Origin of the sequence: Sulfurovum zhangzhouensis, from assembly GCF_030347965.1 — a bacterium.
Taxonomy (GTDB): Bacteria; Campylobacterota; Campylobacteria; order Campylobacterales; family Sulfurovaceae; genus Sulfurovum; species Sulfurovum zhangzhouensis.
This window is the reverse complement of record NZ_JAQIBD010000001.1, coordinates 552287-566861: the sequence shown is the minus strand read 5'-3', so window position 1 is coordinate 566861 and position 14575 is coordinate 552287. Positions and strand designations below refer to the sequence as shown.

Genomic DNA, 14575 nt, shown 5'->3' with positions numbered 1-14575 from the left:
ACATATTAGGTTGATAGTATGATATATAAACTCTCCCAGATTGCACAGAACATAGGAATCGAATATCACGGCAAAGATCTTGAAATTGAAGGTCTCCATACATTGAGTGAAGCGACACCTTCTCAAATAAGCTTTTTCAATGACAAAAAATATGCGTCGCAACTTCCCCATACAAAGGCCGGAGCTGTATTGATCCAGAAAGAACATGCCGGATTGCTACCTGAAACAACAATTGCATTGATCACGGATGAACCTTATTTGAAGTTGGCATTGGCCTCAAAGTTCTTTGCTCATAAAATGAAGACAAAAACTGAAGCTCCCACAATGGGTGAAGGCTGTGATATTGATGAGAGTGCAAAGTTTGGAGAGCATGTAACGCTTGGTAATAATGTGACAATTATGGCAGGTTGCTATATCGGTGATAATGTAACGATCGGGTCTCATACCCTTATCCACCCAAATGTAACACTCTATCACCATACAAAAATTGGACAAGAGTGTATCATACATAGTGGGACGGTCATCGGTAGTGATGGATATGGTTTTGCACATACAAGAATGGGAGAACATATTAAGATCTATCAAAACGGAAATGCGATCATTGAGGATGATGTAGAGATAGGAGCAAATTGTACAATAGACAGAGCAGTTTTTGGATCTACAGTGATAAGAAAAGGTTCAAAACTTGATAATCTCATCCAGATAGGACATAATTGTGATGTAGGTGAGTACTCACTTTTAGCTGGACAATCAGGTCTTGCAGGTTCAACTACGACGGGACGAAATGTAGTATGGGGAGGTCAAAGTGGAAGTGCAGGTCATCTTCATGTCGGTGATTTTTCAACAATTGCAGCAAAAAGCGCTGTTACTAAATCTCTTGCAGGTGGAAAGACCTATGCCGGCTTTCCTGCTATTGATCATAAATTATGGCTCAAAATGCAGGCAAAAATCTCTGGACTTTTAAAACGTAAGTAGTTATAATCGAATATTCTATAAACAAGGAGTATGCGATGAGCGGTAAAGTTACAATGATAGAAGAGATGAATCTAGGCGGAACTGATAATGGGAAAATTACTGTTACAACAGTAGAAGAACCTTACGGTGTAGGAAGCGCAAGCGTAGTGAGTATTGGAATCTCTCTTCAATCAAATGCTGAAGAGCCTGATTGGAAAGTTCATCTTCCAAAAGAGAATATCGATGCAGTAATTACTGCACTTCAAAAAGCGAAAGAGTCTCTGTAGCTTTTACTTTCTGAATGGCTTTTAGCCATTCATCTTCTATTCATCGTTTTTCATTACTTTGTATTGGTCTAATGCTCTTTGCATCATGTCAGGATCAGGTATCTTTCTTCCTGCGATATAGCCGATAATATTGCCTTCTTCATCAAACTTAGGTTTGATCCAAACCACAACAAGGTAGTATTTCCCCTCACTTGTCATATTTTTTACATAACCTTCCCAGTAATTCCCTTGCTTGATCGTTTCCCACATTCCTTTGAATGCGGCTTTCGGCATGTCGGGGTGTCTATTGATATTGTGCGGAGCACCGATCAGTTCATCTTTTGTATAGCCTGTTAATTCTCTAAATTTACGGTTTGCATAAGTGATAATCCCGGCAGGATCTGTCTCGGTGATCATCACACCACCGTCAAATGGTACTTCCTCATTGATAGGATCAGGTTTAGTGATCTCTTTACCTGTTATTGTATTTTTAATAGTTCGACCCATTTAAGAAACTCCTGATGAATAGTTGGTTACTAGAAAAAGAGATCATGAAGAGAAAAAGTGGAAGTTTATATGTAAGTGAGATGACTATATAAAACAGTGTTATAGTATCTACTTCATATCTATGACTTTATATTCCCAAGCCTCTCACTCAATTTGACTTTTTCAAAATTAATCGTTAAATGATACCATCTTATGCTTATGTGTATGTGAAATCAGAGGATTTTTTTGCAACCTTCGCTACAATACACAATAATGTCTAGAGGTTATATTTAGATACTCAGAAGGAAAGTTTTTTGTCTACTGTTGAAACGATAAAGTCAATTTTAAATGAACGCATTTTAATCATAGATGGTGCGATGGGTACACAGATACAGGATCTTGATATTCCTGAAGAAGCATGGATCGATGATAAAGGTAATGTTCAGGAAGGGTGTAATGAGCTGCTCATCGATACAGCACCCGATCTGATTAAACGTATTCATAAGCGTTATGCAATGGCCGGTGCAGATATGATCAAGACCAACACTTTTGGTACGATGCCATGGGTATTGGATGAGTATGGCATGGGAGAGCGTGCTTATGAGCTCTCTAAAAAAGGTGCTGCGCTCGTTAAAGAAATTTGTAATGAGTATAGTACGGAAGCCCAACCGCGGTTTGTACTCGGTTCTATAGGTCCGGGTACAAAACTTCCTTCACTCGGGCATATTCATTACGATGAGATGTATACGGGGTATAAAGAGGTAGCACTGGGATTGATCGATGGGGGATGTGATGTCTTCCTGCTGGAAACCTGTCAGGATCCACTTCAGATCAAAGCTGCACTGCACGGATGTGAAGCTGCAAATGAAGAAAGAGGCGTGAAACTTCCGATCATGGTCTCTGTGACCATCGAGCTAAGCGGTACGATGCTGATCGGTACGGATGCGACAACAATCGTAACGATTCTTGAGCCTTTTGATATCCTTTCACTAGGATTTAACTGTGGTACGGGACCTGATCAGGTAAAAAAACACCTTAAAACACTCAGTGAACTTTGTAACTTTCCGATCTCAGTACACTCCAATGCAGGATTGCCGCAAAACAGAGGAGGCTATACCTATTATCCTATGGGTCCTGATGAGTTTACAGAAAAACAACTGGAGTTTACCGAGTTTGACGGTGTCAGTTTCCTGGGTGGTTGTTGTGGTACGACACCGCAGCATATTCAAGCACTTAGCAAAGCAGTGCAGGGTAGAAGGCCAAAAGCAGCCAGCGGATCTATCAACCCCTCTATTGCATCACTTTTCAATACAACAGAACTTTTCCAGGAACCTGCGCCTTTGCTTATCGGTGAAAGAAGTAATGCTACAGGTTCAAAAGCATTTAGAGAACTGATCATTGCCGGTGATTATGAAGGTACGCTTACCGTAGGTCAGGCTCAGGTGCGTGACGGGGCACATTGTTTGGATGTGAATGTCGAATTTGCAGGGCGTGACGGAGCGGCAGATATGGCTGAAGTAATGAAGCTGTATAACCAAAAGATACCGATCCCATTGATGCTGGATGCAACTAAAGTGCCGACAATGGAAGAAGGGCTTAAATGTATCGGTGGTAAACCGATCATCAACTCAGTCAACCTGGAAGACGGTGAAGAGAAACTCGATGCGATCTGTCAGTTAGCTAAAAAATATGGTGCTGCACTGGTATGTCTGACAATTGATGAGAAAGGGATGGCAAAGACAACGGAGGACAAGCTCCGTATAGCTGAAAGACTCTATGATCTTTGTGTGAACCGCCATGGTATCAATCCAAGTGATCTAATCTTTGATATGCTTACCTTTACGGTAGGATCCGGTGACCTTGAGTACCGTGATGCTGCGATACAGACACTTGAAGCAATCCGCGAACTGCATAAACGACACCCAGAAGTAGGGTCTACATTGGGGCTATCAAACATTTCTTTTGGTCTAAGTGCCAATGCACGTGTTTTTCTAAACTCGGTTTTTCTACACCACTGTATACAGGCAGGGATGACTTCTGTGATCATTAACGTGAAGCATATCGTACCGCTTGCGAAGATGAGTGAAGAGGACAGGGAAGTATGTGAAGAACTTCTTTTCCGTCCTGATGATCAATCACTCTTTAAGTTTATCGAACATTTCTCTGATAAGAGTGTAGATGCCGGCACAAATGATGAAGCATATGAAGCGATGAGTTCTGAAGAAAAGATCGCACACCTGTTGATGGAAGGTGACAAAGAGCGTATGCTGCCACTGGTCGAAGAGGTACGCCATGATATACATCCTGACACGATTGTCAATGAGATACTCATTGATGCGATGAAGGTTGTGGGTGAGCTTTTTGGAAGCGGTCAAATGCAGCTGCCATTTGTTCTTCAAAGTGCAGAGACAATGAAAACAACGGTAGATTACCTCAATCCGTATCTTACAAAACAGGAAAAAGAGACTGATACGACACTGGTGATAGGTACAGTGAAAGGGGATGTGCATGATGTGGGTAAAAACCTGGTGGATATCATCCTTAGCAACAATGGCTTTAAGGTCATCAATGTAGGTATCAAAACCGAGTTGCAAGAATATCTTGATGTGATGAAAGAGCAAAAGATTCAGGCGATCGGGATGAGTGGACTGCTGGTGAAATCAACGGGTGTAATGAAAGAGAATCTTGAAGCGATGGCTGCGCAGGGTATCGATATCCCGGTACTTTTGGGTGGTGCTGCATTGACACGCGGGTTTGTCGATGACTTCTGCCGTCCGGTTTATAAAGGACCTATCTTCTACTGTCGTGATGCCTTTGACGGTGTTGTTGCGATGAGCCGTATCGAAAAGTATAATGATGATCCAAGTGTGGGACTAGATACAAGACTTGCGGGAGATATGGTTGAACGTGTGGAAAAAGTGCTCAAAGAGGTTGTGATCCCGCCGTTCGAAGAGATCACAATGCCTGAACGTGTAGAGATTCCGACACCTCCTTTCTGGGGAAGACGTGTACTCACAAAAAAAGACCTTGATATCGATATGATCTATGAGTGGGTCAATACACGATCGGTCTTCAAGATGCATTGGGGATATAAATCCAAAGGTATGGGTAAAGAGGAGTATCAAAAACTTCTTGATGATACAGTTATCCCAGCCTTTGAAAGACTTAAACGTGAGTTTAAAGAGAAAGACCTCTTTGATCCAACGATCATCTATGGTTACTACCCTTGTAGAAGCAATGATCAGGAGTTGCTGATCTTTGATGAGAGCGAGGGATGGAATGTCGATGCCAATGCCAATCGCGAACCACTGTATGAAGCGGTAGGTAGAGCTGTCACTCAGTTTAGTTTCCCAAGACAAGGCAGACAGCCTCACCGCGCACTCAGTGACTTCTTCGCACATGACAGACATGATGTGATCGCTTTAAGCTGTGTGAGTGCCGGAGCGAAGTTTAGTGCGTATGAAAAAGAGCTCTATGATGCAGGCAAGTATCTCGAATATAATCTTGTACATGGACTCTCTGTAGAACTTGCAGAAGCACTTGCAGAGGTAGTCCATAAGCAGATTCGAATGGACCTGGGTATCCTAAAAGAGGATGAAGGTGCAACACTGAGAGATGTACGTATGAATCGTTATCAAGGAGCACGTTACTCATTCGGATATCCGGCATGTCCTGATCTAGAACAGAGCCGTCAGCTCTTTGATCTGTTGAAACCTGAAGAGTATGGGATAGAACTGAGTGAAACGTTCCAGATCGTTCCTGAACAGAGTACTACTGCACTGATAGTGCACCATCCAAAAGCAACCTATTATTCGATATAAATATAAATCTATCATCCCAAACGACCTTGAAAGCGAAGCGTTTCGAGAGGGATGATGCTTTTTGTTTACTTTTTTTAAAAAAGTAAAGAATGAACTTTTATGTCTTCCTGTTCATTTTTTTCTTTGTTGATGTGATAAAGAAAACGAAACGAACCAAAAAAGAAAACACAAATAGCTGTCGTTCTCATTAACTTCCTTTAGATGCTTAAGTTTTAGTTGGTTAAGGCATTATGATTTACTTTAGCAAGGTGGGGGTTGCTGTAAAAATTCAATACCCCATATCTCCACTCCATTAACAAAAATCCACTATAATTATTAACAATCATTTTTATAATAGTAAGGAATAACAATTCATGGTACAAACGATACAAAGTGATATCATAGATACATTGAAGTCAGAGCTCAATGAACACCCGGTCTATAAAGCAGTAGAGAGCATAGAAGATCTAAGATGTTTTATGGAGCATCATGCATATTCCGTGTGGGATTTTATGTCACTGGTGAAGTACCTGCAAGCTGTGATCGCTCCTAGCCGCTCTCCATGGGTACCGCCTAGTGAGCCTGATCTGTGCCGTTTTATCAATGAACTTGTTTTGGAAGAAGAGTCAGACGAGATGCCTGATGGCAAAAGTTTTTTGAGCCATTATGAGATCTATCTGCTTGCGATGGAAGAGGTGGGTGCAGATACCTCTAAGATCAGAACATTTGTAGATACGGTAAGAGCTAAAGGGATAGAAGAAGCTTTGCGTTTGCCTGATATCCCTGAAGCCAGCAGAGCATTTACCACGACAACGTTTAGTTTTATCAATGAAAATGAACCTCACAAGGCTGCTGCTGCTTTGGCTTTGGGTAGAGAACACATCATCCCTGTCATGTTCAAAGGGATATTGAAAAATATGCGTATCAACAAAAAACAGGCACCGATATTCCACTATTATTTGGAAAGACATATCCACTTGGATGAAGGGTTCCACGGCCCTCTTTCTCTAAGGCTCTTAAATAAACTGTGTGAAGAGAATGCACAAAGGCTTGAAGAGGCAGTGGATGCAGCCCAGTCGGCTGTTACTGCAAGGATCGCATTTTGGGATGGTGTGTTAACAGAGATACACAAGCATAAAACTTTTTTGATTCATTGACAAAATAATCCTTTTTTAAATTTGACTGCAAAAAGTTTAAGATAAATTATATTTATTATTAAGCTAAAATATATTTGTTAATTTTTATAATGTAGTTACATTTATCTTGAGGAGGATAGAATGAAAAAAATTTTGGTAATAGGTGTCTTATCTACAACTTTGATGTTTGGAGCAGGTGTTTCAAAAGCTGAGCAGGTGATAACCATGCAAGGCCTTGAGTCAGCAATGGGAATGATCCAAAAAGGATTCTTGCGTGACAATCCGGCGATAATGAAGTTAGGTGTAGAAAGCTTGAAAGAAAAGCTGGTGAGTATCAATTCATTTGTAATTGAAAAGTCTGTAATGGACGGTGATAATTTTGATGCGAAACAATATGCTCAAAAAGAGGTGAAGAACATTACAAATCTTGCTGATAAAATGTTGAAAGATTTTGAAGCGGGAGATAAAGCTTCAGCAAGAGAGACATATGACAAAACTCTGAGCCAATGTATGGCATGTCATACTACTATTAGAAAGTAGTACTTTACATACCTGATGGGTATGTATAAACTTCTATATCTCACGGGAGAATATTTCTCCTATGAGTTCAAAATCCAGATACTCTTTAACGATCTCTTCAGACTCTTTAAGAGGGATACCTATATATGGTTAATCTAAAGAAATGTTATCTCATGACTTGTTTAGACTTGATCAAGCCATCTCGAGCTGCATAAGATACATCTCCTCACCATCTAACACTTTTACAGATAAACTGTTACACTCAGGACAACGTATGTGCATTTCATTTAAGATATGCTCTTTATCACATTCATTACAGTAGATAAGTAACGGTTGTTCTTGTATGATCAGTTCTGCCTCACTGCAGAGGGTTCCTTCTTTAAAGGTATGAAAAGCTGTTTCAAAGAGGTGTATTTCTACCCCACTGAGCACTCCTATTTTGACAGTGATCTTTTGCACAGAAGTTGCATCATTTTCTATGGCATAGTGTTCACACTGATCAAGAAGCGACTGGACGATAGAGTATTCATGCATTAACAGATCCTTGGAAGCAGTTCACCTTTTGGCAGATCAAGATATCTGCTGCTTCCCCATGGTGTATTGAGAATGACTTTTTTTGGTTTTTTTGTTGTGACCTTACCGATCAAACTCGCACTCTGATCATCCTGAAATGCATGCAGCAGTTTGAGCGCTTTATCAACCTGCTCAGGTCTGAGTGCCAGAATAAATGTTCCTTCATTTGCAAAATCAGTAGCTTCAAATCCAAATATCTCACACAATCCCTGTACTTCTTCACTGATTGGGATCGCTTCTTCGTCAAGCTCTATACAGATATTTGAGCTTACTGCCCATTCATTTAATACAGCTGCCAGACCACCCCTTGTCGCATCACGCATCGCTTTGGGTTTTATACCATGATCCAGTAAATGCTTCACTACAGGCCAAAGGCTTTTGCAGTCACTTGAGAGGTTTGATGTGATATCGATGCTTTCACGTTCAGCAAGTATGGTAGCACCATGCCTTCCGATATCTCTTGATACAATGATCATATCATGCTCATCAATATTTTGTGCAGAAATTCCCGGAGTAACCACTTCACCTATACCGGAAGTGGTGATAAAGATCTTATCTATGCTTCCCTTTGGAACGACCTTTGTGTCTCCGCATACGATCTTTGCATCATTATGGGAAAGTTCCTCGGTCATGGATTTGACGATTTTTTCCAGATCGTTGTAATCCATCCCTTCTTCTATGATAAATGCACAACTTACATAAAGTGGCTTGGCCCCCATCATGGAAAGATCATTGAGTGTACCTGCAATGGCAATTTTTCCTATATCACCTCCTGCAAAAAAGAGGGGGCTCACGGTAAAACTGTCTGTAGTGAATGCAATGTTGCCTTTGGTAGTTAAGATGGCAGCATCTTCACTTTTAAGCAATATCTCGTTAGAAAAATATTGATAAAATAGCTCATGAATCAGTTGATTGCTCTCTTCTCCTCCACCGCCATGACTGAGCAATATCTTTTTATCCATTATAACCCCCCATAACGATAGTAAGCATTGCATGCTCCTTCATCACTGACCATACAGCTTCCAAGTGGTGAATTTGGGGTACAAGAGGTACCAAATACTGAACAATCTTGAGGATTCGCCAAACCTTGAAGGATAGTACCGCAGATACAAAGTTTATGATCTTGTACAGGAGCTTTGGGAAGGATATCGGAAAAGATCTTTTCTGCATCAAGGTATGCATATTCCTCTTTTAGTCGAAGTGCTGAGTTTGGAATATCTCCTATCCCTCTCCATGTGAAATGTGCTCTTGGTTCCATATAGGTATCGATCATTTGTTGTGCTTTGAGGTTCCCTTCTCTTGTAACCGAACGTTTGTAGGCGATTTCCACCTCACAGCGTCCCTCATTTTTCTGTTGTATGAGCATTAGAATCCCTTCCATTACATCCACAGGTTCAAATCCGCTGACTACAATAGGGGTCTGGTAGGTCTGGGCAAGAGGTTCATATATCTTTGCGCCGCTGATCACGCTGACATGTGAAGGTCCGATAAAGGCATTGATCTTGGCTTTACCCGGATCCATGATCGCTTTCACTGCAGGAGGTACGAGTACATGGTTGATGTGAAAATAGATATTTTGAATGCATTCATCTAAAACACGTTTGATCACAGCAGCAGTCATAGGTGTGGTCGTTTCAAATCCGATAGCAAAGAAGATCACTTTTTTATCACTGTTTTCTTTGGCAATTTTGATGATATCCATTGGTGTATAAAGTGGACGAATGTCTCTGCCTTTGGCACGTTCTTTTGCAAGGGTGCTTTTGGATCCGGGTACACGTATCATATCCCCTAAGGTACAAAGGATGGTATCCTCCATATTTGCTAAAGCAATCGCATGATCGATGCGGTCTTTTGGCATGATACATACAGGACATCCCGGTCCATGGATGAATGTGATGTTCTTAGGAAGAAGCTGTTTAAGTCCATATTTCATGATCGTGTGCGTATGCCCGCCGCATACTTCCATGATGTGCAATGGTTCACTGAGTTTCTTAGCCTCTTTTTCTATCAAAAGTGCCAATGATTTAATGGTCTTAGGGTCTCTGAATGCATGATAGAGATCTTTTAACTGTAGTTGTTTCATTCTAAGGTGCCGAGACAATTGTCAGATTCCAAGATCGCTTGACGTTTTTCCTCTTCTTCCATCTTTTCAATGATCTCACGGTAAAGCGCAAGGCTTGAGAGGGCTTCTTCTTTATCGATCTTGTTCATTGCAAAGCCTATATGGATAAGGATATAATCGCCTACTATCACCTCTTCATTCATTAGATCAAGGCTAACCTCTCTTTGAACCCCCATGGTATCCACTGTTGCCATATTGTTTTCATCAATTTGGATGACTTTAGAAGGGATAGATAAACACATTACTGCTTAACCTCTCATCATTTGTTTGAACTTGATCCAATCAATTACTCTTTTGATCGTAGCAGGATCTTTGATTGATCCTTCCAGTATATCAACATTGGGTTTGAGCCGTCTTGCAGCTGTTTTGGCTTTTTCGATGTCAAAATCGAAGTGGGGAAGAAGATCGGTTTTGGTAATAAGTACAAGATCCGCCTGTCTGAACATCACAGGATATTTTTCAATCTTGTCATCTCCTTCGGGTACTGAGACCAGTACGATGTTCAGATGACTACCTACATCATAGCTGGCAGGACATACCAGGTTACCGACATTTTCGATAAAGCATACGTCTATCTCTTCAAGCGGCATGGCATGTAAGCCTTTATGGACCATAAATGCATCAAGGTGACATGCTGTTCCAGTCTGTATCTGGTATGCGGGTATGCCTTTTGCTTTGATACGGTCTGCATCACGGTTTGTTTCCAAATCTCCTTCTATAACTCCAAAAGCAAATGCATTGTGATCGGCAATGGTTTCAAGAAGTGTTGTCTTTCCGCTTCCAGGACTGCTCATAAGATTGATCGCTAAAACATGATGTGTATCAAAATGGTTTCTGTTGTGGGCAGCTTCTTGATCGTTTTTATCCAGGATCTTTGTAATGACTTCTATGGTTTTTGCTTCGTTGAGCTGAGGGTTGTTATGAAGGTTTTGATGTGAATGATGATGATCACTCTCTTTTCCGTTAATACTACAGCCGCAATCTTGACACATATTGTTACCTTTTTTTGAGTTATATGATTATAATATCTTTTCACTGAGCGTTTAAAAATGAATCATATTGAGACCTATGATCATGGAGATTCCACCGGCAGTTGCAATGACTTTCTTTACACTGCTTTTGTTATGCAGCAAGGTGGTATTAATTAGATAGATAACTCCGCCAAATCCTACAAAGACGACCATCGCACCTAAAATAAAAGCAATGATCATCACTGCATCGATGGCATGTGTATTTACCACGCTAAGCGTAATAAGCATTCCTCTTACCCCTCCAATCCCCATGAGTGTACCGATACCGAAAGCAGAGAGTGATGAGCGTTCATGATGGTTATGTTCCTTGCCAAACCAGATATGGATATGATGCTGGCCATTATGCACATGTGTATTCAGATGTACACGGTCCAGATAAACCATCATAAGCATATAGACCCCCATACCGATAATGATCAATGCCGCTATAGAGTCTGCATAGGCCAAAATGTCCGGTGATATGGATTGTGAAGAGAGGATCTTTGCAAAAATGTAGAGCATAAGACCATGTCCTACCGCAAAGCTCAGGGTAATGATGAAAGTTCTTTTTTTGGAGCGCCCAATAGAGAAGTCTGCAATGGCACTTAAATGATCCGGGCCAAAGGCGTGTAAAATCCCATACCAAAAAATAATCCACAATCCAGTTTCCATCATTATCCTTTTGGATGGTTACCCAGCATAAGGGCACCCATTACTATATTGTCACTATCCATACTTAACCTAATATTACTATAAAGCGTATAGTTTGGAGAGACGTTTTGATAGGTATGTTTTAAAAGCTGTCTGTTTTCAAATACATTACCACTGATAGTGACACCTTCAATCCCGATATTTGCATAAGCATTTTGCGCCTGCTGTGCAATAAAATCTGCAAGTGAATCGATAAATCCAAAGCTCAGCAGCATATCATCCACTCCTGCCAGTTTAAAACTTATCGCTGATCTGAGAGTCGTGAGTGTGTCAAGATAATACTCTCCATTGCGTTGATGTACCTTATAATCAATCCTAGGTCCTGATTTTCCTCTAAACTCAATGGCATTTGCTTCCAATGCTCCGGCAGCATCAACTATACTGTTTCCATCATAGATGCCAAGTATCATTGCAGCCAGTCCAAAAAGTTCTGTGATAGGCTCTACTGTATTCAGCTCATCAAACTCAAAAAAGTGCAGTTTTTGATAAAGATCCGGATAATGTGTAGAGAAGTTTTGGATCAGCCTTTGTGCACTCTCTTCAATGGAGGCAATAGCAGTGAGTATTTCAGAGGGCTGTTTATGATGACTTTTGAACTTTACCATAGAGGTATATCCGATCTGCGGTGAATAGCTGAAGATTTCTGACTTGGTTTGATGACTTAAATGGACACCCAGCAGAGATCTGTCAAAGAGATCATTTTCCATCATCACAGATGTCAGGGCCGCATGTGCAGGTTCAAAGAACACTTTGCCTTTCTCAGTTAATTCTGATCCCCAGGGTACATAAGTGATATGAGATGAGAGTAAATCACTTGGGTTATCTGTATAGTCTATCTCTATTTTGTCATGGTTATTTGCAGCATAAAAACCATAGGCATTGCATTGTGAAAGAAAAGGCAGCGTTTTGGAATAAGATAGAGGTAAGAGGTCTCTGCCTGTCTGAATGATAAAGGGTTGTTCCATCGCTACTGCGCATCTTAATAGTGGGGGGTTTGATACAAAAACAAAATCAATATTTTTTGATGCAAGTATTTGACTTACGGCCAAGGTGATCAGATCATCGGCTAAGAAGAGAGAATACCAGTGAGATTTCAGTTCATGGTTTAAACGGAAATGTAATTTAGGTTTGAGTCGTAATGAAGGTTTTTCTACCAGAGTCAATGTATGTAGTTCAGAAGGTGTGATCACAAAAGAGTCAGCGATTGCATTCACGTCGCAACAAAGTATACCGTAGTGGGAATCTTGAGAGATCTCATCCAGTGAAAAGGTGCGGTTGGAATTTAGTGTTTGAAACTGCATGACCCTCTTATCCAACAGCTCTTCCACTTTGCTTTCGATAAGTTCGTAAAAATCAGTAGCATGATAGTGATCAAGCCATGCATCAAAAGTGATTTCAGGGTGACTGGAACCGCACACAGAACAATCTCCAAATGTCTGAAGTGTTCTTTGAAGTATACCCTCTTGACATTTTGGACAATAAGGGAGTTGATAAAATCCGGAAGTATCTTCCAAGAACTGATCAGATCCTTTTATTGTTTGGGTTTCACCCAGTCTGTACTCTTTCAAAAAAAGTGATAGAGGAATGCGATTTGAAACAACTTCTGCCAGTTCTTCGAGTGTTGTTTGCTCACCCGAAGCTTCCAAAGTATACTGATTTTCATTTTGAGCAAGATAAACAGGGATCTGTGTATCTCTTTTGATCTCATTGAGTAATCGGGTCATCAGACCGTTATGGTGTGTATAGTGGAAATTAAAGGCTATATTCATCATGCATCTTATAAGAGAGAGGTAAAATATCATCGATAGCTATCTTCTTTTTGATATCCATTTGTATATCCATTGAAGCAAGATGCTCGACTAATATAGATTCTACGGTTACAACAGAATGATAGACTGCATCAGATAGGGAAAAGCTGATAGGTTCTATCACTGTTGGTACAATGCCGATGATCTTGGTAACGGGTCTGTCTCCCACAAGGTCCATCATCGTTAATGTTTGCAGCATCTCCACTTCATGCGCACTTCCCTGCCAGTCAACAGCAGCAGGTATGTCCTCAAAATCAAAGAAATAGACCTCACCTTTTTGAACACCCGGTGCATTGACGGTATCAATAATGATCAAATAGTCATACTGTACAATGACCGGTATAAGATGTTGTGCCAAAGTACCGCCATCCATAAAGTCTACATGATGGTGTGTACTCAGTGTATATTTCTCTTTCATGTAGTTGACGATGTGTACACCTATTCCTTCATCTGAAAATAGGATATTGCCAATGCCAAGGATCAGTATCTTCATCTAGACTACTCTGGCTTTTGCTCTTCAGAGATGAGGTGGTAGTCATATCCTGTGAACATCACATCAAGTGCATTGTGTTTAAAGCGGATCGCCTGCCAGACCACCATATAGATATGGATAGGAACGAAAATGATAAACCCCCACATTACGATATGATGAATCAGCCGTACATATGCTAGTCCTCCCATCCAACTTGCTACAACACTCAGTGGTTCATACATATATCCTGCCAATCCTTGGTGATAGACATTGGCATATAAGATAAGTCCAGTTAGAACTGCCAGAATAATCAAAAGCATGATCATGGTGTAGACGACAAACTGCAGAGGTCCGTAGATACCGCTTTTTTGCAGTTGACCGATAAAAAAATAAGATTTTAGTTGGGTGATCCATGATTTTAAACTCAAAACATCTTTCAGTGAACGGGTTTCAAGTTTGTGACCCTTTCCAAAAAAGAAGAGATAGATTCTGATAACAGCAGCTGCGATAAGAATAAATCCGAAAATATAATGCCACATCTCCCACTGGGCAAACTTCATTTCATCGTATCGTTCTGAAGGAGTGAGAAACGGATCAGCGATATAGAAACCTGTTACGGTCAATACGGTAATAGTAATCGCACGTAACCAGTGCAAGATACGATTTGCACCGCTGTAGACAAACTCAGGATAATAAGTCGGTTTTTGCTCTTTCATGT

Annotated in this window: 15 protein-coding genes; 5 read left to right on the top strand and 10 right to left on the bottom strand. The window is 40.7% G+C overall.

What is annotated here, in order from left to right; all coding sequences use genetic code 11:
• Positions 1 to 18: 18 nt before the first annotated feature.
• Both lpxD and PGH07_RS03080 read left to right on the top strand, forming a co-directional pair.
• On the top strand, positions 19 to 975 hold the full coding sequence (gene lpxD / locus PGH07_RS03085) for a UDP-3-O-(3-hydroxymyristoyl)glucosamine N-acyltransferase (RefSeq protein WP_289412470.1): 957 nt from the start codon (positions 19 to 21) through the stop codon (positions 973 to 975).
• 35 nt (positions 976 to 1010) lie between these two features.
• Entirely contained in the window at positions 1011 to 1241 is a 231-nt protein-coding gene (locus tag PGH07_RS03080) for a hypothetical protein (RefSeq protein ID WP_289412469.1), read from the top strand.
• A gap of 36 nt (positions 1242 to 1277) precedes the next feature.
• On the opposite strand, the gene PGH07_RS03075 is transcribed toward PGH07_RS03080, so the two are convergent.
• The gene (locus PGH07_RS03075; RefSeq protein ID WP_289412468.1) at positions 1278 to 1727 is read right to left on the bottom strand and encodes a PAS domain-containing protein; all 450 of its coding nucleotides are present in this window, start codon (positions 1725 to 1727) and stop codon (positions 1278 to 1280) included.
• Positions 1728 to 2020: 293 nt separating this feature from the next.
• Here PGH07_RS03075 and metH point away from each other — a divergent pair, with 293 nt between their 5' ends.
• From metH to PGH07_RS03060, 3 genes are all read left to right on the top strand, one after another.
• Positions 2021 to 5527, top strand: a complete 3507-nt coding sequence (gene metH / locus PGH07_RS03070; RefSeq protein WP_289412467.1) for a methionine synthase — start codon at positions 2021 to 2023, stop codon at positions 5525 to 5527.
• Positions 5528 to 5880: 353 nt separating this feature from the next.
• The gene (locus PGH07_RS03065) at positions 5881 to 6663 is read left to right on the top strand and encodes a DUF3050 domain-containing protein (RefSeq protein WP_289412466.1); all 783 of its coding nucleotides are present in this window, start codon (positions 5881 to 5883) and stop codon (positions 6661 to 6663) included.
• A 120-nt stretch (positions 6664 to 6783) separates the two neighbouring features.
• Positions 6784 to 7182 carry a hypothetical protein gene (locus tag PGH07_RS03060; protein ID WP_289412465.1) on the top strand — a complete coding sequence of 133 codons (399 nt, stop codon included), beginning with the start codon at positions 6784 to 6786 and terminating at the stop codon, positions 7180 to 7182.
• Positions 7183 to 7353: 171 nt separating this feature from the next.
• Here PGH07_RS03060 and hypA read toward each other — a convergent pair whose 3' ends face one another.
• The 9 genes from hypA to cybH are packed head-to-tail and all read right to left on the bottom strand — an operon-like array spanning position 7354 to position 14573.
• Positions 7354 to 7695, bottom strand: coding sequence for a hydrogenase maturation nickel metallochaperone HypA (gene hypA / locus PGH07_RS03055; protein ID WP_289412464.1), 342 nt, complete (start codon positions 7693 to 7695; stop codon positions 7354 to 7356).
• Complete coding sequence (gene hypE, locus PGH07_RS03050; RefSeq protein ID WP_289412463.1) at positions 7695 to 8696, bottom strand: hydrogenase expression/formation protein HypE; 1002 nt, start codon at positions 8694 to 8696, stop codon at positions 7695 to 7697. The genes hypA and hypE overlap by 1 nt, the downstream gene beginning before the upstream one ends.
• The gene (gene hypD / locus PGH07_RS03045; protein WP_289412462.1) at positions 8696 to 9817 is read right to left on the bottom strand and encodes a hydrogenase formation protein HypD; all 1122 of its coding nucleotides are present in this window, start codon (positions 9815 to 9817) and stop codon (positions 8696 to 8698) included. Before hypD ends, hypE begins: the two co-directional genes overlap by 1 nt.
• Positions 9814 to 10098 (bottom strand): HypC/HybG/HupF family hydrogenase formation chaperone, encoded by a 285-nt coding sequence (locus PGH07_RS03040; protein WP_289412461.1) that lies wholly within the window; start codon positions 10096 to 10098, stop codon positions 9814 to 9816. Before PGH07_RS03040 ends, hypD begins: the two co-directional genes overlap by 4 nt.
• Before the next feature lie 6 nt (positions 10099 to 10104).
• Positions 10105 to 10848 carry a hydrogenase nickel incorporation protein HypB gene (gene hypB, locus PGH07_RS03035; RefSeq protein WP_289412460.1) on the bottom strand — a complete coding sequence of 248 codons (744 nt, stop codon included), beginning with the start codon at positions 10846 to 10848 and terminating at the stop codon, positions 10105 to 10107.
• Between the two features lie 51 nt (positions 10849 to 10899).
• Positions 10900 to 11538 (bottom strand): hypothetical protein, encoded by a 639-nt coding sequence (locus tag PGH07_RS03030; RefSeq protein ID WP_289412459.1) that lies wholly within the window; start codon positions 11536 to 11538, stop codon positions 10900 to 10902.
• A gap of 2 nt (positions 11539 to 11540) precedes the next feature.
• Complete coding sequence (locus PGH07_RS03025) at positions 11541 to 13346, bottom strand: Kae1-like domain-containing protein (RefSeq protein WP_289412458.1); 1806 nt, start codon at positions 13344 to 13346, stop codon at positions 11541 to 11543.
• Positions 13330 to 13878 carry a HyaD/HybD family hydrogenase maturation endopeptidase gene (locus PGH07_RS03020; protein ID WP_289412457.1) on the bottom strand — a complete coding sequence of 183 codons (549 nt, stop codon included), beginning with the start codon at positions 13876 to 13878 and terminating at the stop codon, positions 13330 to 13332. Before PGH07_RS03020 ends, PGH07_RS03025 begins: the two co-directional genes overlap by 17 nt.
• A 5-nt stretch (positions 13879 to 13883) precedes the next feature.
• The gene (gene cybH, locus PGH07_RS03015) at positions 13884 to 14573 is read right to left on the bottom strand and encodes a Ni/Fe-hydrogenase, b-type cytochrome subunit (RefSeq protein ID WP_289412455.1); all 690 of its coding nucleotides are present in this window, start codon (positions 14571 to 14573) and stop codon (positions 13884 to 13886) included.
• Positions 14574 to 14575: the final 2 nt, after the last annotated feature.

Excerpts from the sequence above, each read along its gene's own strand:
- hypD (WP_289412462.1), bottom strand. The coding sequence starts at position 9,817 with ATGAAACAACTACAGTTAAAAGATCTCTATCATGCATTCAGAGACCCT.
- PGH07_RS03060 (WP_289412465.1), top strand. The coding sequence starts at position 6,784 with ATGAAAAAAATTTTGGTAATAGGTGTCTTATCTACAACTTTGATGTTT.
- PGH07_RS03065 (WP_289412466.1), top strand. The coding sequence starts at position 5,881 with ATGGTACAAACGATACAAAGTGATATCATAGATACATTGAAGTCAGAG.
- hypA (WP_289412464.1), bottom strand. The coding sequence starts at position 7,695 with ATGCATGAATACTCTATCGTCCAGTCGCTTCTTGATCAGTGTGAACAC.
- hypB (WP_289412460.1), bottom strand. The coding sequence starts at position 10,848 with ATGTGTCAAGATTGCGGCTGTAGTATTAACGGAAAAGAGAGTGATCAT.
- hypE (WP_289412463.1), bottom strand. The coding sequence starts at position 8,696 with ATGGATAAAAAGATATTGCTCAGTCATGGCGGTGGAGGAGAAGAGAGC.
- PGH07_RS03030 (WP_289412459.1), bottom strand. The coding sequence starts at position 11,538 with ATGGAAACTGGATTGTGGATTATTTTTTGGTATGGGATTTTACACGCC.
- PGH07_RS03040 (WP_289412461.1), bottom strand. The coding sequence starts at position 10,098 with ATGTGTTTATCTATCCCTTCTAAAGTCATCCAAATTGATGAAAACAAT.
- PGH07_RS03020 (WP_289412457.1), bottom strand. The coding sequence starts at position 13,878 with ATGAAGATACTGATCCTTGGCATTGGCAATATCCTATTTTCAGATGAA.
- lpxD (WP_289412470.1), top strand. The coding sequence starts at position 19 with ATGATATATAAACTCTCCCAGATTGCACAGAACATAGGAATCGAATAT.
- cybH (WP_289412455.1), bottom strand. The coding sequence starts at position 14,573 with ATGAAAGAGCAAAAACCGACTTATTATCCTGAGTTTGTCTACAGCGGT.
- PGH07_RS03080 (WP_289412469.1), top strand. The coding sequence starts at position 1,011 with ATGAGCGGTAAAGTTACAATGATAGAAGAGATGAATCTAGGCGGAACT.
- PGH07_RS03075 (WP_289412468.1), bottom strand. The coding sequence starts at position 1,727 with ATGGGTCGAACTATTAAAAATACAATAACAGGTAAAGAGATCACTAAA.
- PGH07_RS03025 (WP_289412458.1), bottom strand. The coding sequence starts at position 13,346 with ATGAATATAGCCTTTAATTTCCACTATACACACCATAACGGTCTGATG.